This window comes from Aeromonas sp. PI_26, from assembly GCF_027854445.1.
GTDB classification, from domain to species: domain Bacteria; phylum Pseudomonadota; class Gammaproteobacteria; order Enterobacterales; family Aeromonadaceae; genus Aeromonas; species Aeromonas veronii.
Genome location: NZ_JAJNOE010000008.1, coordinates 40,675 through 63,827 on the forward strand (window position 1 = coordinate 40,675; position 23,153 = coordinate 63,827).

At 60.4% G+C, this 23,153-nt stretch carries 21 protein-coding genes; 15 read left to right on the plus strand and 6 right to left on the minus strand.

Annotation, left to right across the window (positions count from 1 at the left end; translation table 11 throughout):
- Positions 1 to 19: 19 nt before the first annotated feature.
- The 6 genes from pckA (at position 20) to LRL22_RS10635 (ending at position 6,007) form a co-directional block, all read left to right on the plus strand.
- Positions 20 to 1,645 carry a phosphoenolpyruvate carboxykinase (ATP) gene (gene pckA / locus LRL22_RS10610; RefSeq protein WP_005340139.1) on the plus strand — a complete coding sequence of 542 codons (1,626 nt, stop codon included), beginning with the start codon at positions 20 to 22 and terminating at the stop codon, positions 1,643 to 1,645.
- Positions 1,646 to 1,838: 193 nt separating this feature from the next.
- Positions 1,839 to 2,504, plus strand: coding sequence for a GntR family transcriptional regulator (locus LRL22_RS10615; RefSeq protein WP_005340138.1), 666 nt, complete (start codon positions 1,839 to 1,841; stop codon positions 2,502 to 2,504).
- Positions 2,505 to 2,537: 33 nt separating this feature from the next.
- Entirely contained in the window at positions 2,538 to 4,340 is a 1,803-nt protein-coding gene (locus tag LRL22_RS10620) for an aminopeptidase P family protein (protein ID WP_270905364.1), read from the plus strand.
- 86 nt (positions 4,341 to 4,426) lie between these two features.
- Positions 4,427 to 4,831, plus strand: coding sequence for a nitrous oxide-stimulated promoter family protein (locus LRL22_RS10625; protein WP_216979590.1), 405 nt, complete (start codon positions 4,427 to 4,429; stop codon positions 4,829 to 4,831).
- A 112-nt stretch (positions 4,832 to 4,943) separates the two neighbouring features.
- On the plus strand, positions 4,944 to 5,420 hold the full coding sequence (locus LRL22_RS10630; RefSeq protein WP_139405189.1) for a GNAT family N-acetyltransferase: 477 nt from the start codon (positions 4,944 to 4,946) through the stop codon (positions 5,418 to 5,420).
- 119 nt (positions 5,421 to 5,539) lie between these two features.
- A complete protein-coding gene (locus LRL22_RS10635) occupies positions 5,540 to 6,007 on the plus strand; it encodes a glycine zipper 2TM domain-containing protein (RefSeq protein ID WP_201952827.1) in 468 nt (155 codons plus the stop codon).
- Positions 6,008 to 6,089: 82 nt separating this feature from the next.
- Here LRL22_RS10635 and amt read toward each other — a convergent pair whose 3' ends face one another.
- The gene (gene amt, locus LRL22_RS10640; protein WP_103252255.1) at positions 6,090 to 7,517 is read right to left on the minus strand and encodes an ammonium transporter; all 1,428 of its coding nucleotides are present in this window, start codon (positions 7,515 to 7,517) and stop codon (positions 6,090 to 6,092) included.
- 505 nt (positions 7,518 to 8,022) lie between these two features.
- Here amt and LRL22_RS10645 point away from each other — a divergent pair.
- Positions 8,023 to 8,946 carry a GGDEF domain-containing protein gene (locus LRL22_RS10645; RefSeq protein WP_270905365.1) on the plus strand — a complete coding sequence of 308 codons (924 nt, stop codon included), beginning with the start codon at positions 8,023 to 8,025 and terminating at the stop codon, positions 8,944 to 8,946.
- A 91-nt stretch (positions 8,947 to 9,037) separates the two neighbouring features.
- Here the strand turns inward: LRL22_RS10645 and LRL22_RS10650 are convergent, their stop codons facing one another.
- On the minus strand, positions 9,038 to 9,661 hold the full coding sequence (locus LRL22_RS10650; protein ID WP_270905403.1) for an outer membrane beta-barrel protein: 624 nt from the start codon (positions 9,659 to 9,661) through the stop codon (positions 9,038 to 9,040).
- A 251-nt stretch (positions 9,662 to 9,912) separates the two neighbouring features.
- Between LRL22_RS10650 and LRL22_RS10655 the strand changes: the two genes are divergently transcribed.
- A complete protein-coding gene (locus LRL22_RS10655) occupies positions 9,913 to 10,551 on the plus strand; it encodes an exopolysaccharide biosynthesis protein (protein ID WP_257725762.1) in 639 nt (212 codons plus the stop codon).
- 66 nt (positions 10,552 to 10,617) lie between these two features.
- Here the strand turns inward: LRL22_RS10655 and LRL22_RS10660 are convergent, their stop codons facing one another.
- Positions 10,618 to 11,739 carry an amino acid permease gene (locus LRL22_RS10660; RefSeq protein WP_270905366.1) on the minus strand — a complete coding sequence of 374 codons (1,122 nt, stop codon included), beginning with the start codon at positions 11,737 to 11,739 and terminating at the stop codon, positions 10,618 to 10,620.
- A 217-nt stretch (positions 11,740 to 11,956) separates the two neighbouring features.
- Here LRL22_RS10660 and LRL22_RS10665 point away from each other — a divergent pair, with 217 nt between their 5' ends.
- Positions 11,957 to 12,211, plus strand: a complete 255-nt coding sequence (locus tag LRL22_RS10665) for a hypothetical protein (protein ID WP_257725760.1) — start codon at positions 11,957 to 11,959, stop codon at positions 12,209 to 12,211.
- A 152-nt stretch (positions 12,212 to 12,363) separates the two neighbouring features.
- Here the strand turns inward: LRL22_RS10665 and LRL22_RS10670 are convergent, their stop codons facing one another.
- Positions 12,364 to 13,254: a sensor domain-containing diguanylate cyclase gene (locus tag LRL22_RS10670; RefSeq protein ID WP_159158084.1), complete on the minus strand. Its 891-nt coding sequence runs from the start codon at positions 13,252 to 13,254 to the stop codon at positions 12,364 to 12,366.
- Positions 13,255 to 13,604: 350 nt separating this feature from the next.
- Here LRL22_RS10670 and LRL22_RS10675 point away from each other — a divergent pair, with 350 nt between their 5' ends.
- Complete coding sequence (locus LRL22_RS10675) at positions 13,605 to 13,922, plus strand: DUF6968 family protein (RefSeq protein ID WP_058056329.1); 318 nt, start codon at positions 13,605 to 13,607, stop codon at positions 13,920 to 13,922.
- A 23-nt stretch (positions 13,923 to 13,945) separates the two neighbouring features.
- The gene (locus tag LRL22_RS10680) at positions 13,946 to 14,581 is read left to right on the plus strand and encodes a Vat family streptogramin A O-acetyltransferase (protein WP_270905367.1); all 636 of its coding nucleotides are present in this window, start codon (positions 13,946 to 13,948) and stop codon (positions 14,579 to 14,581) included.
- Between the two features lie 105 nt (positions 14,582 to 14,686).
- Here the strand turns inward: LRL22_RS10680 and ppc are convergent, their stop codons facing one another.
- Positions 14,687 to 17,320, minus strand: coding sequence for a phosphoenolpyruvate carboxylase (gene ppc, locus LRL22_RS10685; RefSeq protein WP_069554237.1), 2,634 nt, complete (start codon positions 17,318 to 17,320; stop codon positions 14,687 to 14,689).
- 231 nt (positions 17,321 to 17,551) lie between these two features.
- Entirely contained in the window at positions 17,552 to 18,697 is a 1,146-nt protein-coding gene (argE, locus tag LRL22_RS10690) for an acetylornithine deacetylase (protein WP_270905368.1), read from the minus strand.
- A 271-nt stretch (positions 18,698 to 18,968) separates the two neighbouring features.
- Between argE and argC the strand changes: the two genes are divergently transcribed.
- From argC to LRL22_RS10710, 4 genes are all read left to right on the plus strand, one after another.
- Positions 18,969 to 19,976: an N-acetyl-gamma-glutamyl-phosphate reductase gene (argC, locus tag LRL22_RS10695; RefSeq protein WP_201938570.1), complete on the plus strand. Its 1,008-nt coding sequence runs from the start codon at positions 18,969 to 18,971 to the stop codon at positions 19,974 to 19,976.
- A gap of 22 nt (positions 19,977 to 19,998) precedes the next feature.
- Entirely contained in the window at positions 19,999 to 20,778 is a 780-nt protein-coding gene (argB, locus tag LRL22_RS10700; RefSeq protein ID WP_033115912.1) for an acetylglutamate kinase, read from the plus strand.
- A 25-nt stretch (positions 20,779 to 20,803) separates the two neighbouring features.
- Positions 20,804 to 21,715 carry an ornithine carbamoyltransferase gene (locus LRL22_RS10705; protein ID WP_270905369.1) on the plus strand — a complete coding sequence of 304 codons (912 nt, stop codon included), beginning with the start codon at positions 20,804 to 20,806 and terminating at the stop codon, positions 21,713 to 21,715.
- A gap of 68 nt (positions 21,716 to 21,783) precedes the next feature.
- On the plus strand, positions 21,784 to 23,019 hold the full coding sequence (locus LRL22_RS10710; RefSeq protein WP_033115910.1) for an argininosuccinate synthase: 1,236 nt from the start codon (positions 21,784 to 21,786) through the stop codon (positions 23,017 to 23,019).
- Positions 23,020 to 23,153: the final 134 nt, after the last annotated feature.

Sequence of the window (23,153 nt, forward strand, 5' to 3'; positions counted from 1 at the left end):
CTGAACCCAGGAGAATACAATGACAATCGTGGCAGAACCCACCCTGGCCCAACAATTAGGACTGGACCAGTACGGCATCAAAAACAGCCAAGAAATCGTTCGCAACCCCTCTTACGAGCAGCTTTTCGCGGAAGAGACACGCCCTGACCTGGAAGGGTTCGAGCGCGGTGTGGTGACCGAGCTGGGCGCCGTCAACGTAAACACCGGTATCTTCACCGGTCGCTCCCCGAAAGATAAATATATCGTCAAAGATGCCACTACCCAGGATACTGTGTGGTGGTCTGACCAGGGTAAAAACGATAACAAAGCGATTACCCCGGAAGTGTGGTCACATCTGAAAGGGCTGGTCACCAAACAGCTCTCCGGCAAGCGCCTGTTTGTGGTCGACGGTTTCTGCGGTGCCAACCCGGATACCCGCCTGGCCGTGCGCATCATCACCGAGGTGGCCTGGCAGGCACACTTCGTGAAAAACATGTTCATCCGCCCGAGTGATGAAGAGCTGAAAACCTTCAAGCCTGACTTCGTGGTGATGAACGGTGCCAAGTGCACCAACCCGAACTGGAAAGAGCAGGGTCTCAACTCCGAGAACTTTGTTGCCTTCAACATGACCGAGAAGATGCAGCTCATCGGTGGCACCTGGTACGGTGGCGAGATGAAGAAGGGCATGTTCTCCATGATGAACTACTTCCTGCCCCTGCGCGGCATTGCCTCCATGCACTGCTCCGCCAACGTGGGTCAGGACGGCGACGTCGCCATCTTCTTCGGCCTCTCCGGCACCGGCAAGACCACCCTCTCCACCGATCCCAAGCGTCAGCTGATCGGCGATGACGAGCACGGCTGGGATGACCACGGTGTGTTCAACTTCGAAGGGGGCTGCTACGCCAAGACCATCAAGCTCTCCGAAGAAGCTGAGCCGGACATCTACCACGCCATCCGTCGCGATGCGCTGCTGGAGAACGTGACCGTTGCCGCCGATGGCACCATCGACTTCGATGATGGCTCCAAGACCGAGAACACCCGCGTCTCCTACCCCATCTATCACATCGACAACATCGTCAAGCCGGTCTCCAAGGCTGGTCACGCCACCAAGGTGATCTTCCTGACTGCCGACGCCTTCGGCGTGCTGCCTCCGGTCTCCAAACTGACCAAGGAGCAGACCAAGTACCACTTCCTGTCTGGCTTCACCGCCAAACTGGCCGGTACCGAGCGCGGCATCACAGAGCCGACTCCGACCTTCTCCTCCTGCTTCGGCGCAGCCTTCCTCTCCCTGCACCCGACCAAGTACGGTCAGGAGCTGGTGAAACGGATGGAAGCGGCAGGTGCAGAAGCCTATCTGGTCAACACCGGCTGGAACGGCACCGGCAAGCGCATCTCCATCAAGGATACCCGCGCCATCATCGACGCCATCCTGGATGGCTCCATCGAGAAGGCCGAGACCAAGGTGCTGCCGATCTTCAATCTGGAGATCCCGACCGCGCTGCACGATGTGAACCCGGCCATTCTCGACCCGCGCGACACTTACGCCGACAAGGCCGAGTGGGATGCCAAGGCCGTCGATCTGGCAGGGCGCTTCATCAAGAACTTCGAGCGCTTCACCGATAACGACGAAGGCAAACGTCTGGTTGCGGCAGGCCCGCAGCTGTAACAGGCTCGCTTCGTATCAGTGACATCATGCCGGTCAGCCACGCTGACCGGCATTTTTGTTTTTATGGAGCTCCGAATGCCGCCATCGTCCCCGTTAAGGGGGCCAAAACCTTGCCTTTGCCTATTGTGACAGGTTAGATTCAGCCAAACTTTATACAATATACAATTCTGTAACGCCCAATCGTGACCCGACCATGACCCCACCCTACAAGACCCGAACCCAGATGGTGATGGAAAACCTCCGTGGCCGGATCCTCCGTGGGGAGTTCCCCGCTGGCGCCCCCTTGCGTCAGGATGCCATTGCCAAAGAGCTGGCCGTAAGCCGCATCCCGGTGCGCGAAGCCCTGATGCAACTGGAAGCGCAGGGGCTGGTCAAATTCGAGGCCCATCGCGGTGCCGTGGTCACCATGCTGGACGCCTCGGCCATCGAAGAGCTCTTTTATTTGCGAGCGCTGCTGGAAGCCGATACCCTGTTTCACGCCGTCGACAAGATGACGGAAGCCACCTTCGCACAAGCGGAGGCGATCCTCGCCCAGTTTGATCACGCCCTGGAGTCAGGCACCCAGATCGAACATTGGGCCGAGTTGAACCACAGCTTTCACGCCACCCTCTATCAGGCAGCCGGTCGCCCCCAGGCACTTGAACTGATCGCCCAGATCAATCTGAGCTGTGACCGCTATGTCCGCTTCGAGCTGCTCTTTGCCAGCGACGGCGTGGACAAGGCGGAGCGTGAACACGCCCAATTGCTGGAACTGTGCCGCGCCCGGCGCAAGCACGAGGCGGTGGTGCTGCTCAGGCAGCATATCGAAGCAGCGGGTCAGTCGATCAAGCGGATCCTGGCCAGCGGCCATAAAAACTGAACACTCATATAGCAACCATCTGGCACTAACGACATGAATAATTTCGAGATAATTGAAACCCGCGTCGCCCAAGTCAGGGCCGAGCTGGCCATGCAGGAGTTGGACGCCTTTATCGTCCCCCACGATGATGAGCACCTCGGCGAGTACATCCCCGCCTATGCCGAGCGGCTTGACTGGATCACCGGTTTCAACGGCTCTGCCGGAGTCGCCATCATCATGGCCCAGCGGGCAGCCCTCTTTGTCGATGGTCGCTATACGGTGCAGGCGCGGATGCAAACCCCCGCCGAACTGTTCGAATTCCTCCACCTCATTGAAAATCCCCATGTCCAGTGGCTGGCAGAGCAGCTGCCGTCAGGCTCCCGGGTCGGCTTCGATGCCCGCCTGCACAGCCTGACCTGGTACAAGAATGCCAAGGCCGTGCTGGCCGATCGCGGTATCGAGCTGATCCGCGTCGAGCAGAACCCCATCGACCTGAACTGGAGCGATCGCCCGGAGCCGACCAAGAGCCCGGTCATCCTCTACAGCGAGGAGCTGGCAGGCCAGTCCAGCCAGTCCAAACGTGAACAGCTGGCGGCCGACCTGCGCAAGCGCGGGCTGGATGCCGTGCTGCTGACCCAGGCCGAGCCCATCAACTGGCTGCTCAACCTGCGCGGCCGCGATATCGACCGGCTGCCGGTGGTGCTGGGCTTTGCCGTGCTCTACGCCAACACCAGCATGGATTTCTTCGTCGATACCGACAAAATTGACTGCTTCGCCTTCACCCAACACGTGGGGCAGGATGTCTCCGTCTACCCCATCGACAAGCTGGGCGACGTGTTGCAGCGCATCGGTGAAGATCAGCAGAAGGTGCTGGCCGATCCGGACAGCGCCAACGCCTGGACCCAGCTCGTCATGGAAGAGGCGGGTGCCATTCTGGTGGCTGGCCAAGACCCCACCATGCTGCCGAAAGCGTGCAAGAACGAAATCGAGCTGACCGGTATGCGTGCCGCTCACCTGCGTGATGGTGTGGCCATGACCCGCTTCCTCGCCTGGCTGGATCGGCTGGTCGCCTCCGGCGAGGTCGAGGGAGTGGATGAAGGCACCCTGGCCGATCAGGTGGAAGCGTTCCGCCGCGAGCAGGAGCACTACGTCGAGCCGAGCTTCGATACCATCTCCGCGCTCGGCCCCAACGCCGCCATGTGCCACTACCACCACACCAATGGCACCCCGCGTGCGTTTGGTCAGGACAGCCTCTATCTGCTGGACTCTGGCGCCCAGTATATGGATGGCACCACCGACATCACCCGCACCATCAAGGTGGGTGAGGTGAGCGACGAGCAGAAGGCGATGTTTACCCGCGTATTGCAGGGCCATATCGCGCTGGATCAGGCCCGCTTCCCGCGCGGCACTGCCGGGATCCAGCTCGACGTGCTGGCCCGCATGCCGCTGTGGCAAGCCGGTTACAACTACGACCACGGCACCGGCCACGGCGTCGGCCACTTCCTGAGTGTCCACGAAGGGCCCCAGCGCATCGCCCCGAAAGGGAGCATGGTCGCCCTGCAACCGGGCATGGTGCTCTCCAATGAGCCGGGCTACTACCGCGAAGATGGCTTCGGTATCCGCTGCGAGAACCTGGTAGTCGTGACCGAGCTGGAACAGGTTGGCGAGCTGCCGATGCTCGGCTTCGAGCGCCTGACATACGTGCCGTTCGATACCCGCCTGATCGATCGCAGCCTGCTGAGCCCGGCCGAGTTCCGCTGGATCAATGAATACCACGCCGAAGTGTTCCGCCGTCTGAGCCCGCTGCTCGAAGGCGATGATCTCGCTTGGCTGGAGCAGGCAACCAGCCTCATCTGATGACACAGGGCCTGCGGGCCCTGTTTTTTATCCCCCATTTGACCTGTATCAACACTCCAAGCGAGCAGGTCAGGAGAATGGCGGCCATGAAAAGTTATCATGCCAGCCCAGCCCGGGGCCCACACGCCGCAGCCAGCAAAAAGGCGAGTGACCACCCCAGACTCATGCGCGAGCAGCAGACGGTCAGCGCCATGATCCGCCTCTACTGCCAGCACCATCATCAGGATCCCCACTGCCGTCACTGTCGCCAGTTGCGGGATTTCGCCCATCAGCGCCTGCGTCGCTGCCGTTATGGCCACGGCCACAAACCCACCTGCGCCAACTGCAATATCCACTGCTACGCCCCGGCGATGCGCAAACAGATCCAGCAGGTGATGAAGTGGAGCGGCCCGCGCATGTTGCTGCGCCACCCCTGGCTCACCCTTCGCCACCTGCTCGACGGCTTTCGCAAGGCTCCCAAACTGCCCCACAGCAGACCGCTGCCGCCATAACCGCCAATCCCTTGCATCCGGCAGGGGATGACCACTACCCTATGACTCCTTTTCTGCCGTTGGCCCCAAGGTCAGCGGCATTGCCGATCCGTTTTCTGCCGATGGAGTCCTGATGCACCACAACCCGCCCCTGCTACGCACCGCCACCCACAATGACATGCACGCCATCTGGCAGATCGATGCCAAGGTGTTTGGCGAAGATGTCTATCCCGCCTTCTTCTTCCGTCAGGCGATGGATTTGTGGCCCGAGTTGTTGCTGGTGGCCGAATACGAGGGGCAACTGGTGGGTTATGTGCTGGGTGGCTTTGGTCAGGAGCGGTCGCAAGGCTGGGTGCTCTCGCTGGCGGTGCTGCCCGAGGCGCGCGGTTTCGGCCTCGCGGAGCGGATGATGCGCCAGATGGAGGCCAACCAGCAGGCGCTGCAGATAAGCGAACTGCGGCTCACGGTCGATCCGGCCAATCCGGCCCAGCGCCTCTACTACCGTCTTGGCTATCAACTGGTTGAAGAGGTCGCCGACTACTTCGGCCCCGGCGAGGATCGGCTTGTGCTGGTTAAAACCCTCTCCGGTACAGCTGCGATTCAAGGATAAAACCGGTTACAGAACGCATAATTGGTTACATTTTGCCGATTTCATGTCCCGCTTGCTTGGAGTAAAGTTCAATTCATCAAACTGATTGTTTGAATTCTATTCAGCCTTGGAGGCCCATCATGTTGAAACGTATGACCCTTATTGCCCTGCTGGCCGCCACTACCGTCACCGGTTGCGCCAACAGCGATGTCTACTCTGGCGATGTCTACACCAAAGACCGTGCCAAACAGGTACAAACCGTAAGCTATGGCACCATCATCTCCACCCGCCCGGTGAAGATCCAGGCCGATGAAAACTCCCTGCTCGGCACTATTGGCGGCGCCGTGGTCGGCGGCCTGCTGGGCAGCACCATAGGCGGCGGCACCGGCCGTGATATCGCCACAGCAGGTGGTGCCATTGCCGGCGCGGCAGCCGGCAAGGCCGCTGGCGACAAACTCAACCAGGTCGACGGGGTCGAGCTGGAGATCAAGAAAGAGAACGGCGAAGCCATCGTGGTGGTGCAGAAAGCCAGCCCCACCTTCGTGCCGGGCGCGCGGGTACGCATGACCCAGGGCAATGGCAGCATCAACGTGGCCGTCGTGAATTAAGGGTGTGAACTCAGGCTTTGCAGCTTTAGAGTCATAAAAAAACCGCCGGTTCCGGCGGTTTTTTGTTGTCTGACGTTCTGGATTACATGCTGTAAGCCTTCTCGCCGTGGGAGGTGACATCCAGCCCTTCCCGCTCGGCATCGCCATTGACCCTCAGCCCGATCAGCATATCGACCGCCTTGAAGGCAATCGCCGCCACGGCACCGGACCAGAGCAGGGTGACACCGACCCCGATAGCCTGGATCTTCACCTGAGTCAGGATGGAGTACCCCTCGGCAACCTGATTGGTAACATAGTCCCACACCCCGGTGCCGCCCAGATCCGGGCTGGCAAAGACGCCGGTCAGCAGGGCGCCGAGAATGCCGCACACCCCGTGCAGACCGAAGACATCCAGGCTGTCATCGGCCCCCAGCAGACGCTTGAGACCGTGGACGCCCCACAGACCGGCCACACCACTGACAAGACCCATCACCAGCGCGCCACCGACACCGACAAACCCGGCCGCCGGGGTGATCATCACCAGACCGGACACCGCTCCGGACGCCGCACCCAGCAGGGAGGGACGCCCCTTCATCACCCACTCGGCCAACGTCCATGACAGAGCTGCCGCAGCCGGTGCCACCCAGGTGTTGATAAAGGCGAGCGCAGCCACCCCGTTGGCTTCCAGCGCGGAGCCCGCGTTGAAACCGAACCAGCCGAACCAGAGCAGGGAGGCACCGATCATGGTCATGGTCAGGCTGTGCGGGGTCATGGGATCACGACCGTAGCCCAGACGCTTGCCCACCAGATAGGCACCCACCAGACCCGCCACAGCGGCGTTGATGTGCACCACGGTGCCGCCTGCAAAGTCCAGCGCACCATGCTGGAACAGATACCCGGCAGTTGCGGTCGCGGTTGCTGCGGCTTCGGCGCTGGTATAGGCATCCGGACCCGCCCAATACCACACCATATGAGCCAGCGGGATATAGGCGAAGGTGAACCAGATCACCGAGAAGAGCAGCACGGCGGCAAACTTGATGCGCTCGGCAAACGCCCCCACGATAAGGCCGCAGGTGATGGCGGCAAAGGCCCCCTGGAACACCACATAGATCAGCTCGCTGATCCCGACACCCTTGCTGAAGGTGGCGGCGATGGAGTCAGGGGTTACCCCCTTGAGCAGCACCTTGCTGAAGGAGCCATAGAAATTGCCCCCCTCGGTAAAGGCCAGCGAATAACCGTAGATCACCCAGAGCACGCAGATGAGGCAGAACAGGGTAAAGACCTGCATCAGCACGCTCAGCATGTTTTTGGCCCGCACCAGACCACCGTAGAAGAGGGCGAGACCGGGGATCGACATCAGGATCACCAGCGCCGCCGAGAGCAGCATCCAGGTGTTGTCACCCTTGTTGATTGTCATGGCGGCAACCGGCGCCACCGCAGCCTGTACCTGAGCGACCTCTTCGGCCCAACTTGGGGTAACCAGCAAGGCAGGCAACATCGTCAGACCCGCCATCATCCATTTTTTGACCATAGAGCACTCTCCTTCCCTGTCGTACCGGTACAAGACCGGCTCCGTTTCCCTGATTGAATCTGTGGCGAACCGCTAGGTGTTGCTGCAACCCGCCAGAATCACACCCGCGCTCGGCACGGGGATGTCTCTTGCCACTTCCTCATCACTGCGTCTGCCGCCGATGACCGCAAGAGACCGTCTGACATGTAAAAAGCATAAAGCGGGCCACAAATTTAAATCCTTTTAAATCATTGCGTTAGAAAGATCATGCATTATCAATGCACCAATTTAGCGCATGAGCTGCGCTAACCTGCCCTGGGTCGCCCTGTCACAGGGCAGGCGATACGTCGCGCACCAGAAGTGCGCAAACCCTGAGCCAGCCCACAAGCTGACGTCATCGATATCGCGCGCTGCGGGCCCGCTCGTTTACACTGACAGACCAGCCGTTTCCTGTTATCCGACCACGGCATGCCATTACACAGCCCCTTGTTTGCAAGCTGATGGCAGGCCCAATCCGAGGAACACCATGCAGTTTGATCGTCTCGATATCAGCCTCTCCCACTACCATCAGCTCGATCGGGAGCATCGTTCCCACATCTTGTTGCTGGGGGGATTGATGCTGGCCATCATGACCCTTCATCTGTTGCTGCTGCCCCACTTCCCCTACGAGCGCTTTTACGCCGTCAGCTTTGGCTTCGAGGTGATCAACTGGCTCACCATGCTGTTCCTGTTCTGGGTGGTGCAGTGCGCCCACCTGCCCACCCACACCTACCGCATGCTCTCCTGCGGTCTGATGCTGTGGATCATGGGGGCCACCGCCGACATCATGGATGAGCTGGTGGCGCAGCCGCTCTGGCTCGCCATCTATACCGAGGATCTGCTGCGCTCCAGCGGCATCCTGCTCAGCAGCATCGGCATCCTGAGCACCATGCACCACCTCTTTCATATCAATACCCGGCTCAGAGAGCAGGCGCTGTTTGACGATCTGACCAAGCTGCCAAACCGGCGCTACTTTCATCAGCAGCTGTTTCTGGAGCAAGGGGTTTGCCATGCCCTCATCCTGCTGGACCTGGATCACTTCAAGCGGATCAATGACAACTACGGCCACGATATCGGGGATCGGGTGCTGCAGCAGTTTGGCGAGCTGTTGCAACAGCACTGCCCACCGGGTGCGCTGGCGGCCCGTGTCGGTGGTGAAGAGTTTGCCCTGCTGCTGCCCGTCGCTCACGAAGCCGATTTGCAGCAACTGACCAACACCCTGCTCACTGCGACCCGCACCATAGCCCCCGACCCGACCCATACCATGACGGTCAGTCTGGGGATGGGGATCCGCGAGCCCGGGGAGCCGGCCGTCTCGCTGTTCAAACGGGTGGATCAGGCGCTTTATGGCGCCAAGGAGGCGGGTAGAAACTGCGCGGTATGGGCGACGCCGACTAATAAAGAGGCGTGAAGAGCTGCCGGTTGATTGCCGGTCACTGCGGAACATTGCTGCTGAAACAGGGGCCCAGGGGCCCCTGTTTTATGGGGGGAAATCCCCCCACCTAAAAGCGGAAGGTAAGACCGATATTGGCCTGCCACTGGGTCACCAGCTCCCCGCGCACCTTGAACACGCACTGCTCCGGGTTGCAGAGAAACTGGTTGTTGTCGTTGACCAGCGAGCCATAACCGCGCACCTCGGCCCGCAGGGCCAGATGCTCGGCGAGGCGCGGTTGCACCCCGAGCGCCAGCGACATGGAAGGGGTCACCTCGCTGTCGTAAGCGGCAAAGCGGGTCACCCCGATCCCGGCGCCGATATAGGGCGCCATCAGGTTGTCAGAGAGGGTCAAAGCACCGGCAAAGTGCAGGATGTCCACCGTCAGGCGATCCGGCTGGTCGGGAGAGAGGGTGGTGGACTGATGGCTGTAGAGCAGCTCGATCATGCCCGGATCATCCACCTCCTTGCTGATAAAGAGACCCCAGCAGCCGGAACTCTGCCCCTGCAGTGAATCAAGCGATGCAGAAAGCGGCACCGGCTGCACCACCTCGTCACCCTTCTCGAAGTCGATGGCTGAGCTGTAGCCGAAAAACGGCGTCACCTGCCAACCAGATGTGGTCGCAGCCTCGCTACTCCAGGCCTGCCCCAGTGGCAGCAACAGCCCCATCATCGCTATCCCGGCTCTCTTCATCATCGTCCCCTGCTCCCTGTGTGATTGTGCAGAAAGCATACCAGAGGCATCCTGCGCCCATCCTAAATGGCGGCTGTACCGGATCACTTTCATCGCGGGATTTCCCTCTCGCCGGAACCTCTGCCGAGCCGCCCCACTGGCGCCGCTATGCGCCCCTGCCACCATTCATCGACGGTTAACCTCTGCCACGTATGCTGGCGCCAAATCGGGTCATCGGGGCCCGTTATCACTACTCAAAAGGACATCAGGGAATGGTTGCCGCGCAACTTCACGACCCCCAAACCACCCTCGCGGATACCCTGCGGGCCACCGCGCATGCCATCGACGAGAGCCACATCAGCCTGCGCCAGATGCTGGAGCTGGTGGGCGAACAGGGCATGCTGCTGTTTTGCGTGCTGCTCACCGTCCCCTTTCTGCTGCCGGTCTCCATTCCCGGGGTAAGCACCCCGTTTGGCCTGTTGATCCTCTTTATCGGGATCGGCATCACCCTCAATCGGGTGCCCTGGCTGCCTGCCATGCTGATGGAGCGCCGCTTCGCCGCCGACCAGCTCAAGCCGACCCTGCACAAAGGGGCGGATCTGCTGGCCCGGGTCGATCGCGTTATCCGCCCGCGCCTGCTGGTGCTGACCGGCAGCAGCACGGTCAACCGCTGCAACGGTCTGCTGATCATGCTGGCCGCCCTGCTGCTGATGCTACCCCTGGGCGCCATCCCCTTCACCAATGCCATGCCCGCCTGGGCCATCCTGCTGCTCTGCACCGGCATGTTGCAGCGGGACGGTCTGTTCGTTGCCAGCGGCTATCTGCTGGTAAGTGCGACCCTGGTCTGGTTCAGCGTGCTGGCCATCGGCTTGCTGATGGCGGGCCAGAGTGCCACCGGCCTGCTCGGCTAACCCCGATGCACAGAAAAAGGGCGACCAGATGGTCGCCCTTTTGGATTTGTGCGGGATACTGCCCGGTCAAAGCAGATCGTAGATAAGGGCCGAGATGGCAAGCAGCCCCATCACCAACACAAAAAGGGTACTCGGCCCGCGATAACGCTTGAGTGCGGGTAAGCGATAGATGGAGCAGGCCGGCAGCAGAAACAGGATCACCGCGATCAGCGGGCCACTGACGCGCTCGATGATGTCGAGCACATTGGGGTTCAGATAGGTGATGAGGGCGGTCACCAGAAACAGGATCACCGACGACACCCGGGCGATGGTCGACTCATTGAGAGAGAGCCCCAGCCCCTGACAGGCACCGCTCACCATGCTCACCGTCCCCTCGCTCACCCCCATGGAGGTGCCGAGGAAGGATTTGGACATGGCCAGAATGGCGATAAGCGGCCCCACATAGGCGATCAGCGGATTGGAAAACTTGTTCGCCAGCGCCGACAGCACGGAGATATTGTCGGTGCGGGCCAGCGCCATCTCGGCCTGACTCAGGCTCATCACGCAGCTCACCACGAAGAAGAGCACGCTGCCGCAAATCAGCATGCTGCTGTACTTGATGATCCGCTTGGCACGCAGGTCGGCACTCTCCTGACAGCGCTTTTTCTGCGCCGCGCTGAAGGAGGAGATAATGGGCGCATGACTGAAGGAGAAGACCATCACCGGCACGATTAGCCAGAGGGATTTCCAGAACGCCGGGTCACGCCACTCCACTGCCTCACTCTCTGTGAAATAGGAGAGGCTCCACTGGGGCAGCAGATAGATGGAGAGGCCAATCAGAAAGGCGACCATGGGCAGCGCCAGCACGCTGATGGCCGACACCACGATCTGTTTGCCGGCCAGCAGCACCAGATGCAGGCCCAGCATCACCCCCAGCACCAGCAAGCCGCGGGGAAGCTCGGCATCCCCCAGCTGATGTACCACGAAGCTCTGGATCGCATTGGTGATGGAGATGCTGTAGACCAGAATGATGGGGTAGAAGGCCATCAGATAGACCAGCATCAGCAGCTTGCCCGCCCTGGCACCGAAGTGCTCCTCCACCACATGGGTGATATCCCCTTCCTTATGGGAGCTGGAGAGCACAAAGCGGCTCAATGCCCGGTGGGAATAATAAGAGAGCGGGAAAGCCAGCAATAATATAAACAGCAAAATAACCGGGGAATTACTGCCAACAGTAATAGGGAGAAATAACGTACCGGCACCAACAGCAGTGGCATATAAGCCCATGGTCCATACCGAATCGCTTTTCTCCCATTTCAATTTTGAAACAGGGTGACTCTTTTCAGCAATAGAAACACTCATTGCAATATATACCTTATTAGTCTGTCATCATTATTTTTATTGGCCCGAATAACAGGCTGGCGATATGTCATGGCAGATCGCCCTGCACATGAAAAAACAACGCCGCCAGTGGCCAACAGGGCCACCGGAAGGAAACGGAGCTGCCACGCTACCATCGTTGAAATCGCCAACCTGGTCAAGGTTAATAATTCATGACCGTTTGAATCGGATTGTTTCAAAAGACAATGAAATGTGTCACATTCGTCATCCAGAACCAGATCCAAACCCTTTTGATAACATACCGATAAAACCTCATGCTGTTGCCCAACAACACAAATAAGACCAGCGATCAGGCCGATAATATTAACACCTTAAGCTGTGGAATATGAGTGAAATAATTCGGCCAACTTTTCGACTAATTGACAGTGATGTCAGCCAATTTATTTATGGCAAAAGGAAAGGTGATGTCTGCCAATAACAGGACCAATCAGCTCAGCGTGCCGGGCAGTGTGCCACCCGGTTGCGCCCTGCCCGCTTGGCCTGATAGAGCCACTCGTCGGCCCGGGCCAGCGCCTGATTGATCTCCTCCTCCGGCTGCACCAGGGTTGTGCCCAGACTGACCGTGATGGCGACCGGATCGGCAGGCAATGCTTCGACAGCGGCACGGATCTGCTCCGCCATCTGTAGCAAACCGGCCTCATCGATCCGTGGCAACAGGATCAAAAACTCCTCGCCGCCGCTGCGCACAAAGAGATCGTCCGCACGCAACAGGGCATCGATGCAGCCACTGAATCGCTGCAAGGCCCGATCTCCCTGCTGATGGCCGTAGTGATCGTTGATCTGCTTGAAGTGATCGATGTCGAGCATGATAAGGCCACAGGGCGCCTCCCCTGTCCGCAGCGGCTGGCAGTGCTCGAAGAAGAAGCGGCGGTTGTAGAGACCGGTCAGCTGATCGGTCTCGCTCTGGCGCTGCAGTCGCTGCTGCAACTCGTACTGGCGGGTAATATTGCGAGTCACCCAGGCCACCGCCCGCTTGCCGTCATAGAGGGAGGGCAGCGGCGCAATCTTGCCCTCGAAGCGTTGTACCCCCTGCGGCCCGACGGCGGCATTGATCCCCCCCACCTCGGCTGCTGAGAGCTCATACTCCACCACCCGCACCTGACCGCTCGCCAGTGACTCGGCAACCTGTGCCTTGACCCACATGGCCATCTCGGGTGGCAGCACATCGGCCAGTTGCTTGCCCGCCAGCGGATTGCCATCGTGATAGGATTGCTGCTCCATGCCGCCGATATATTCCACGTAATAACCATCTTCACTGAGGATGAAGATGGGATCTGGCAGTTGGGCCATCACTTCATAAAGCTGGGTTACCGAAAGCGCCACGGAGACTCCTGTACGTTAGGGTCAAACAGGGGGGAGATATTCTGCCTTAAAAGGACTCACTCGCCCTCATCGGCAACGGAGAAAAATCTGCCGTCATAGCCAACAATCCTTTACATCTAGCAGCATGCAGACGTCTCGGCCAGCAAGGATTGCCTGCGCCCACCGCCGCTCTGACTTGCGACCGTTCGCAGTGGCGGATGGCCCCTCCCTCGCTCAATGATATCTCATTGTTTCAACTCACAAGTTCATTTACGCTGGCCGTCACGAGTCCAGTTTTCACCTCATCAGCCATCAGGAACGCCAGCCCCCCCGCAACCGCAGGGGCTGTACCAGGGAAAAGGAATAGCCAGATGAAAAACGCCATCGTTACCGCCCGCTTCGACGCTATCAGTACCGAAGGGGAACAGCTCACCCTCAAGATCGCCATCAAGGCCCCCGAGCCGGATCCCAAGTCCGCCAGCGGTGACTGGCGCTGCAAGGTGAAGCTGGCGGGGCTGAGCGACAAAACCTTTATCTACGGCATCGACAGCCTGCAGGCCCTGAGCCTCGCCATCAAGTTTGTCGAAACTGAACTGCGCGCCTTCTCCGATGCGGGCTGGCAATTCTATCTGCCAGGCTGCCCCGATCACCCTATCGACATGAGCGCCTGCTACTTCCCGGCGCTCTAGCCCGGCCAACCCTAGGAGCCCGGATGCACGGACCCGACCCCGCCAACCCCCACCCCATGAATGGCTTCCCCCAGGTGTGTTTTATCAAGAACACCATCAAGGGGCCCAATATCGAGGTGGGTGACTACACCTATTACGACGACCCGGAGGATTCGGCGGGCTTCGAGCGCAACGTCCTCTACCACTTCCCCTTCATCGGCGACAAGCTCATCATCGGCAAGTTCTGCGCCATCGCCCGCGGGGTGAAGTTCATCATGAACGGCGCCAACCACCAGACCTCCGGCTTCTCCACCTACCCCTTCTTTATCTTCGGCAACGGTTGGGAGAGCGCCGCCCCCGCCCCGGGCAGCCTCCCCTACAAGGGCGATACCGTCATCGGCAACGATGTCTGGATTGGCTATGAGGCTCTGATCATGCCGGGGGTAAAGGTCGGCAACGGCGCCATTATCGCCGCCCGCTCCGTGGTCACCGGTGACGTGCCCGCCTACGCCGTGGTCGGCGGCAACCCGGCCAAAGTGATCCGCTACCGCTTCGACGACGACACCATCGCCCGTCTCAACGCCATCGCCTGGTGGGACTGGCCGGTGGAGCAGATCAGCCGCAACCTGCCGCTTATCAGCGGCGGCGAGATAGCCGCGCTGGAAGCGGCAACCCCATAGAGACAACCTGTAAACCAAGCGAGATTGTAGAAACAACAAAGGGCGCCGTGTCGGCGCCCTTTGGCTTGATGGATATTGCTGAAGCCTGCTGGCTTGGGCTGGCTATCAACCCGTATTGCGCATACCTGCAGCAATACCGGCGATGGTGACCATCAGCGCCTTGTCCAACTCGGGGTGCAGGGTCTCCGGGTGGTTGCGGGAGCGGTTGAGCAACTCGGCCTGCAGCACGTTGAGCGGGTCAGTGTAGGGGTTGCGCAGCTTGATGGACTCCTTGATCCAGGGCTGATCCTCCAGCAGATCCCCACGCGGGCTCAGCTTCAGCACCACCTCGATGGATTCGGCGAGCTCCTGACGCAGCTGTTTGCCAAGGCCCCACAGCTCCTGCGGCACCAGACGGGTGTCGTAGTACTCGGCGAGCCAGACGTCCGCCTTGAGGAACACCATCTCCAGCATTTCGAGGCGAGTGCGGAAGAAGGGCCACTGGGCGCTCATCTCTTCCAGCACCGCCAGCTTGCCGCCGTCGATCGCCTGTTGCAGCGCCTTGTGGGCACCGAGCCAGGCCGGCAGCATCAGGCGGTTCTGGGTCCAGGCAAAGATCCACGGAATGGCGCGCAGGCTCTCGACGCCGCCGTTAGGTTTGCGCTTGGAGGGACGGGAGCCGAGCGGCAGCTTGCCGAGCTCCATCTCCGGGGTGGCGGCACGGAAATAAGGGACGAAGTCCGGATGACCGCGCACGATACTGCGGTAGTGCTCGCAGGAGTCGGCGGCCAGCTGTTCCATCACCTCGCGCCAGCACTCTTTCGGCTTGGGCGGCGGCAGCAGGTTCCCTTCCAGCACGGCGCTGGTGTAGAGCTCCAGACTCTTGATCGCCACTTTCGGCAGACCGAACTTGAAGCGGATCATTTCCCCCTGTTCGGTGGTACGCAGACCGCCGCGCAGGGATCCCGGCGGCTGGGAGAGGATCGCCTGATGGGCAGGCGCACCACCGCGACCGACGGTACCGCCACGGCCATGGAACAGGGTGAGGCGGATATTGTTGGCTTCGGCCAGCCCCACCAGGGATTCCATGGCGGCGTACTGGGCCCAGCCTGCGGCCATCATGCCCGCATCCTTGGCAGAGTCGGAGTAACCGATCATCACGTACTGACGGCCCTGAATGTAGCCGCGATACCAGTCCACCGAGAGCAGGCGCTCCATCACGGCGGTGCCTGCCATCAGGTCATCCTGGGTTTCAAACAGCGGGGCGACCGGCATGCGGAACTTGCAGCCTGCCTCTTTGAGCAGCAGTTGCACCGACAGCACATCGGATGGCGCACCGGCCATGGAGATGATGTAGATACCGAACGCATCGGGGTCGTGCTCGGCGATAACCTGACAGGTATCCAGCGTCTCGCGCACCTCGGCGCTCGGCTCCCAGTCGTGAGGAATGAGCGGGCGGCGAGAATTCAGTTCGTTGAGCAGGAAAGCCTGCTTGTCATCTTCGCTCCACTCGGCGTAGTCACCCAGACCCAGATAGCGGGTCAGCTCGGAGAAGACCAGCCCGTGACGCTCGCCATCCTGACGGATATCGAGCTTGACCAGATGGATGCCGAAACAGGCGACCTTGCGCAGCACATCCAGCAGCATGCCATCGGCGATGTTGCCCATGCCGCAAGCGTGCAATGAGTGGTAGCAGAGCTCCAGCGGCTCGCGCAGCTGGGCGGTGGTCTTGACCAGATCCTGGCTCTCGCTCGCCTGGCCCTGCACCTTGGCGGTGAGATGCTCCTTGGTTTCGCGCAGCGCTTCACGCAGCTCGCGCACCAGCGCACGGTAGGGCTCGGGGTGATCGCCAACGCGAGCGCGCACTGCGTCGGTACAGTCGGACATGGAGAGCTCGGAAGTGAGCTCCTTGATGTCTTTGTAGAACAGGCTCACCGCCATCCAGCGGCCCAGCTCCAGCACTTCGGCAGTCACCTTGGCGGTAACGAAGGGGTTGCCGTCTCGGTCACCGCCCATCCAGGAGGTGAACTTGACCGGCGCGGCATCCAGCGGCAGCCGCACACCCAGATGGTGTTGCAGACGCTCGTCCAGATTGCGCATGAATTCGGGAATGGCAGGCCACAGGCTGTTCTCCACCACGGCGAAGCCCCACTTGGCCTCGTCGACCGGTGTCGGGCGCTGTTCGCGGATCTCGTTAGTGTGCCACGCCTGATTGATGAGCTGCTCGATGCGATTGAGGATCTTGTCCCGCTCACGGGGCAACAGGTCGGAGAGCTCCAGCGCCTCGAGGCAGTCGTTGAGCTGTACGTGCTTGTGGATCAGGGTGCGACGAGTCACCTCGGTGGGGTGAGCGGTCAGCACCAGATCGATATCCAGCTCGCGCACGGCCTGAATGATGGCCTCTTGCGACAGGTTGGAGGCTTTCAGCTTGTCGAACATCTGCTCCAGCGGGTCCGGGGTGCAGACCTGCTCTTCGCAGCGACGGGAAATGGTGTGGAACTGTTCCGCCACGTTGGCCAGATTGAGGAACTGGCTAAAGGCGCGGGCCACTGGCAGCAGTTCGTCATCGCTCAGGGTTCGCAGGGTATCGAGCAGACGTTCCCGGTCTGATTCATTGCCCTTGCGGGAGGACTTGGCCAATTGGCGAATGGTTTCGATCTTGTCGAGAAAGGCCTGACCCTGATGATCCTTGATGGATTTACCCAGCAGCTGACCCAGCATACCTACGTTGGCGCGTAGTGCGGCGTACTTTTCGTTCATTCCACATCCTTATCTTGTTGGTGCCTGACACCCATCCGGGGTGCGAGACGACCTCACTTATTGTTGTGCGATTACAACATATGCTCCGTCATCTTAGGGTGACAATCTACCCAGATTGTCTGCGCAAGGTCAAATAACAGGCCGATTCAGAACATGTATTTCCATCACCACTCCACAACCGGCTTGTTATGTAACTTACTTACAGTTTTTACGCCCCTTTCACCGCCGCCGCTACAGGCAAAAACGTCTGATCAGGTGCTGCAACACCGAGGTGGTCGGCTTGACGAAGGAGAGGTCGAGATACTCATCCGGCTGGTGCGCCTGGGTGATATGACCGGGGCCCATCACTATGGTCTCGCAGCCAAGCTGCTGGATAAACGGCGCCTCGGTGCAGTAGTTGACCGACTCGGCGGCGCGACCGCTCGCCTTCTCGGCCTCACGTACCAGCACAGAGTCATCGGCGCAGGCATAGGCGGGAATAGGTTCGTGCAGATGTTGCAGATGCAGGCAGCCAGGCTGGTGAATCTCGATGGGCGACAGCGCCTCTTTGAGCATCCCCATCAGCTCGTCAGGCCCCACCTGCGGAGTGGGTCGCAGATCGATATGCAGCTCGCAGCAGCCGCAGATGCGATTCGGGCTGTCACCACCCTGAATGTAACCCAGGTTCAGGGTCGGCTGCGGCACGGCAAAGCGGTGGTCGGCGTAGCGATCTTTCAGATCCTGCTGCAAGCGCAGCACCTGCCCCATCGCCTTGTGCATGATCTCCATGGCGTTGACGCCGTTGGCGGGATCCGAGCTGTGACCGCTCTTGCCGGTAATGCGGATCGCCTCCGACATATGCCCCTTGTGGGCCACCACGGGCACCAGTCCGGTCGGCTCGCCAATCACGGCGTAGTCGGGTTTGAGCTCCGCCGCCGCGGCGATGGCGCGGGCCCCCGCCATGGTGGTCTCTTCGTCGGCAGTGGCGAGAATGCGCAGCGGCTTGGTCAGCTTGGTGAGGTCGATCTCTTTGAGCGCCTCGACGATAAAGGCGAAGAAGCCTTTCATGTCGATGGTGCCGAGGCCATAGAGGCGATCGCCCTCTTCCGTCACCTTGAAGGGATCCTTGCTCCAGCCCCCCTCATCGAACGGTACCGTATCTGTGTGACCCGCCAGCAGCAGACCGCCCTCCCCCTGACCGATCGTCGCCACCAGATTGAACTTGCCCGGCAGATCGGGGAGCGCCGTCACCTCGCACTGAAAACCGAGCTGACCGAACCAGTCGGCCAGCAGCCGGATCACCGCCTCATTGCTCTGATCCCACTTGGGATCCGTGCTGCTGATAGAGGGAATCGCAATAATATTCTTATAAAGTGAAAAAAAATCCAGATTGGCCATCAGCTCCTCCTTGCGTCCCCGGAATGTTTCTGTTAGAAAATACAAATGCAAAGTGAGTGCATGAATATTCCTTAATTTTACCTGAATATCTGGCTCATCAACAAAGGCTTCTAGTTGTAAGGGAAAGTTAATGTTCTGTCACCTGATCTATAACCGACGACACACACCCGCCTGAATTGCCCCTCCGCACTTGTGCAAAGGGGCGCTCGAACACCCTTGTGCACTGCAGCGTCATGCTGTGAATCTCGAACTCTGACTTGGAATATTCAACATGCTTAACACCGTTATCGTCGGTGCCAGTGGCTACGCGGGAGCCGAACTGGCCGCACTGGTACAGAACCATCCACAACTCAAGCTGTTCGGCCTCTATGTCTCCGCCGGCAGTCAGGATGCCCACAAACGCTTCTCTGCCCTGCATCCCCAGTGGGTCGGCGCCCTCGATCAGCCGCTGCTGCCGCTGGACGACGACGGCATGACCCGGATCCTGACCCAGGCCGATCTGGTGCTGCTGGCCACCGCCCACGAGGTGAGTGCCGAGCTTGCGCCCAAGTTTCTCGCCAAGGGGCTGCCGGTGTTCGATCTCTCCGGCGCCTTCCGGGTCAAGGATCAGGGCTTTTACGACAGCTTCTACGGTTTCACCCACGACAGCGAGCAGTGGCTGGATCAGGCCGTCTATGGCCTGGCGGAGTGGAATGCCGATGCCATCGCTACCGCCCAGCTGATTGCGGTGCCGGGTTGCTACCCGACCGCATCGCTGTGCGCTCTCAAGCCGCTGCAGCAGGATGGTCTGATTGCCAAGGGGTGGCAGCCCATCATCAACGCCGTCTCCGGGGTTTCCGGCGCCGGTCGCAAGGCGGCCATCAACACCAGCTTCTGCGAAGTGAGCCTCAATCCCTACGGCACCTTCAATCACAGACACCAGCCGGAGATCAGCCATCACCTCGGCAAGGAGGTGCTGTTCCAGCCCCACCTTGGCAACTATGTGCGCGGCATTCTGGCCACCATCTATGTGCAGCTGGCGGACGGCGTCACCCCCACTCAGGTGGATCAGGCCTTCCTCAAGGCTTATGAAGGCAAGCCGCTGGTGCGCCTCACCGGCCAGATGCCCTCTATTCGCGGTGTGGCAAACACCCCTTACTGCGATATCGCCTGGCAACAGCAGGGCAACATGCTGGTGGTGGTCTCTGCCATCGACAACCTGCTCAAGGGCGCCGCCTCGCAAGCCATGCAGTGCATAAATATCAAATTTGGTTTTGAACCGGCCACCGGCCTGATTTAAGGACTTAGGAAGGATCTCGAACATGGACAAACAGACGTTGGTAATCAAGCTGGGCGGCGCCCTTATCGAGAACGACGAGGCGCTGACCGCCCTGTTCGCCACCCTCAAAACCTTTCTCGATGATCAGCACCGTCCGCTGGTGCTGGTGCACGGCGGTGGCTGTCTGGTGGATGACCTGCTCAAGGGGCTGGGCCTCACCTCCACCAAAAAGAACGGCCTGCGGGTGACCCCGTTCGAGCAGATCCCCTTCATTGCCGGGGCGCTGGCGGGCACTGCCAACAAGCAGATGATGGCCAAGGCGATCGCCACCGGCATTCCGGCGGTGGGGCTCTGTCTGGCAGATGGTGGCCTCTGTCAGGTGACCCAGCTCGACCCGGATCTCGGTGCAGTCGGCGAGTGCAAGCCGGGCAACCCGGCACTGGTGGCGGGCATCCTCGGGCAGGGCTTCCTGCCGGTGGTGAGCTCCATCGGCATCACCGCCGAGGGGCAACTGATGAACGTCAACGCGGATCAGGCGGCCACCGCCATTGCCGAGGCGCTCGGTGCCGATCTGGTGATGCTCTCCGATGTGAGCGGCATCCTCGATGGCAAGGGCAAGCTGGTGCCCCAGCTCGACAAGCTGACCGCACTGGATCTGATGGAGAAAGGGGTGATCCGCGATGGTATGGCGGTCAAGGTAGAAGCGGCCCTGCACGCTGCCCAGACCCTTGGCAAGCCGGTCTGTGTCGCCAGCTGGCGTTACCCAGACCAGCTGCTCAAGCTGCTGGCTGGCGGCGCGGTCGGCACCCAAGTGGCCATTTGATCTCCACCGGAACAAGGAACATCCGATGCAACATCTTCTGAAAGACAGTGATCTGAACAAAGCTCAGATCGAGGCGTTGATTGCGCTGGGCAAAGCGGTCAAGGCCGACCCGAAGAAGTACAGCCAGGTGCTGGCCGGCAAGAGCGTGGTCACCCTGTTCGAGAAACCCTCCCTGCGCACCCGGGTCACTTTCGACATCGGCATCGCCAAACTGGGCGGCCACAGCGTTTATCTGGATCAGCAAAACGGCGCGCTGGGCAAGCGGGAGTCGGTGAAGGATTTCGCCGCCAACCTGTCGCGCTGGTGTGATGCCATCGTCGCCCGGGTGTTCGATCACCAGACGCTTGTTGAGCTTGCTGAACACGGCTCTGTGCCGGTGGTGAACAGCCTGTGCAACCTCTACCACCCCTGTCAGGGGCTGGCCGACTTTATGACCATTGCCGAGCACTACGACGATCTGTCGAAGGTGAAGCTTGCTTACCTCGGTGATGGCAACAACGTCAGTCACTCTCTGCTGCTGCTGGGGGCCACCCTCGGCACCGACGTCACCCTGATCTGCCCGAAAGGCCACGGCCCGGATACCCAGATCTTCCTGCAGGCGCAGGCTCTGGCGGCCAAGTCGGGGGCGACCATCCACATCAGCGATGACGTGGCAGATATCGAAGGGTTCGACGTGGCCTACACAGATACCTGGGTCTCCATGGGCGACAACACCCCGATGGAGCAGGTCAAAGACCTCTTTATGCCTTACCAGATCAACCAGGCCCTGCTCGACCGCACCGGCATTGCACATGTGCTGCATTGCCAGCCGGCCCATCGCGAGCTGGAGATCACCTCGCAGGTGATGGATGGCCCCGCCTCCCTCATCATGGACGAGGCCGAAAACCGGATGCATATCCAGAACGCCGTGTTGCTTACCCTTCTGGGTGGCAAGTAACGCGACACTCAACCTGAATCACGACCCTTTTATTGAATCATCATCGAATCATCACGGAGAGAAGTAACATGAGCGGAATCAACAAGATCGTACTGGCTTACTCGGGTGGACTGGATACCTCGGCCATCATTCCCTGGCTGAAAGAGCACTATGACGCCGAAATCATCGCCTTCGTGGCCGATGTGGGTCAGGAGCGCGACGATCTGGAAGGGATCGAGCAGAAGGCGATCGCCTCCGGTGCCACCAAATGCATCATCAAGGATCTGCGGGAAGAGTTCGTCAAAGAGTACGTCTACCCGACCCTGAAGACCGGCGCCGTCTATGAAGGCACCTATCTGCTGGGCACCTCCATGGCCCGTCCGGTGATCGCCAAGGCGATGGTCGAAGCGGCGCTGGCGGAAGGGGCCGATGCCATCTCCCACGGCTGCACCGGCAAGGGTAACGATCAGGTACGTTTCGAAGGTGCGGTCGCTGCGCTGGCGCCCCAGCTGAAAGTGATCGCCCCGTGGCGGATCTGGGACATGCGCTCCCGGGAAGATCTGCTCTCCTATCTGGAGACCCGCAACATCCCCTGCAAGGCGACCCTGAAGAAGATCTACAGCCGCGACGCCAACGCCTGGCACATCTCCACCGAGGGTGGCGAGCTGGAGAGCACCTGGAACGAGCCCTCCGAAGCGGTCTGGCAGTGGACCGTACCGGCCGAACAGGCACCGGATCAGCCGGAGTACGTCAAGCTGACCGTGGCGCAGGGTGAAGTGGTGGCCGTTGACGACCAGCCGCTCAGCCCGCACCAGATCCTGATGACCCTGAACGAGCGTGCCGGCAAGCACGGCGTGGGCCGCATCGACATCACCGAAAACCGGATGGTGGGCATGAAGTCCCGCGGCTGCTACGAAACCCCGGGCGGTACCGTGATGGTCGCTGCGCTGCGCGCCGTGGAAGAGCTGGTACTGGATCGCCCGACCCGCGCCTGGCGGGAGAAGCTGGGTGCCGAGTTCTCCCATCTGGTCTATGACGGTCGCTGGTTCACCCCGCTGTGCAAGGCGATCCTCGCCTCTGCCAACGCCATCGCCGAAGATCTGGACGGTGAAGTGGTGCTGAAGATGTACAAGGGTCAGGTCACCGCTGTGCAGAAGAAGTCGCCGAACAGCCTCTACTCCGAAGATTTCGCCACCTTCGGCGCCGATGAAGTGTATGACCAGAGCCATGCCGAAGGCTTTATCCGTCTCTACACCCTGGCCAGCCGGATCCGCGCCATGAAGGAACAACATCAAGCCATCGGTGGCGACCACACCCACGGTTAAGCAAGCGCGATAACCCGTTGATTCCGTTGAGGGGGCATGGCCCCCTCTTCTATAGGCCGAGGGCATGGCCCCTGAGCCATCATCGGCAGGTGTGACAAGAGCGGCAGCGCCCCGGCCGCTTCTGTGAGATAACA

Excerpts from the sequence above, each read along its gene's own strand:
- LRL22_RS10665 (WP_257725760.1), top strand. The coding sequence starts at position 11,957 with ATGTCATGGCAGATCGCCCTGCACATGAAAAAACAACGCCGCCAGTGG.
- pckA (WP_005340139.1), top strand. The coding sequence starts at position 20 with ATGACAATCGTGGCAGAACCCACCCTGGCCCAACAATTAGGACTGGAC.
- argE (WP_270905368.1), bottom strand. The coding sequence starts at position 18,697 with ATGGCCAATCTGGATTTTTTTTCACTTTATAAGAATATTATTGCGATT.
- LRL22_RS10705 (WP_270905369.1), top strand. The coding sequence starts at position 20,804 with ATGCAACATCTTCTGAAAGACAGTGATCTGAACAAAGCTCAGATCGAG.
- ppc (WP_069554237.1), bottom strand. The coding sequence starts at position 17,320 with ATGAACGAAAAGTACGCCGCACTACGCGCCAACGTAGGTATGCTGGGT.
- LRL22_RS10620 (WP_270905364.1), top strand. The coding sequence starts at position 2,538 with ATGAATAATTTCGAGATAATTGAAACCCGCGTCGCCCAAGTCAGGGCC.
- LRL22_RS10650 (WP_270905403.1), bottom strand. The coding sequence starts at position 9,661 with ATGAAGAGAGCCGGGATAGCGATGATGGGGCTGTTGCTGCCACTGGGG.
- LRL22_RS10675 (WP_058056329.1), top strand. The coding sequence starts at position 13,605 with ATGAAAAACGCCATCGTTACCGCCCGCTTCGACGCTATCAGTACCGAA.
- LRL22_RS10635 (WP_201952827.1), top strand. The coding sequence starts at position 5,540 with ATGTTGAAACGTATGACCCTTATTGCCCTGCTGGCCGCCACTACCGTC.
- argB (WP_033115912.1), top strand. The coding sequence starts at position 19,999 with ATGGACAAACAGACGTTGGTAATCAAGCTGGGCGGCGCCCTTATCGAG.
- LRL22_RS10645 (WP_270905365.1), top strand. The coding sequence starts at position 8,023 with ATGCAGTTTGATCGTCTCGATATCAGCCTCTCCCACTACCATCAGCTC.
- LRL22_RS10680 (WP_270905367.1), top strand. The coding sequence starts at position 13,946 with ATGCACGGACCCGACCCCGCCAACCCCCACCCCATGAATGGCTTCCCC.
- LRL22_RS10625 (WP_216979590.1), top strand. The coding sequence starts at position 4,427 with ATGAAAAGTTATCATGCCAGCCCAGCCCGGGGCCCACACGCCGCAGCC.
- LRL22_RS10630 (WP_139405189.1), top strand. The coding sequence starts at position 4,944 with ATGCACCACAACCCGCCCCTGCTACGCACCGCCACCCACAATGACATG.
- LRL22_RS10655 (WP_257725762.1), top strand. The coding sequence starts at position 9,913 with ATGGTTGCCGCGCAACTTCACGACCCCCAAACCACCCTCGCGGATACC.
- amt (WP_103252255.1), bottom strand. The coding sequence starts at position 7,517 with ATGGTCAAAAAATGGATGATGGCGGGTCTGACGATGTTGCCTGCCTTG.
- argC (WP_201938570.1), top strand. The coding sequence starts at position 18,969 with ATGCTTAACACCGTTATCGTCGGTGCCAGTGGCTACGCGGGAGCCGAA.
- LRL22_RS10615 (WP_005340138.1), top strand. The coding sequence starts at position 1,839 with ATGACCCCACCCTACAAGACCCGAACCCAGATGGTGATGGAAAACCTC.
- LRL22_RS10710 (WP_033115910.1), top strand. The coding sequence starts at position 21,784 with ATGAGCGGAATCAACAAGATCGTACTGGCTTACTCGGGTGGACTGGAT.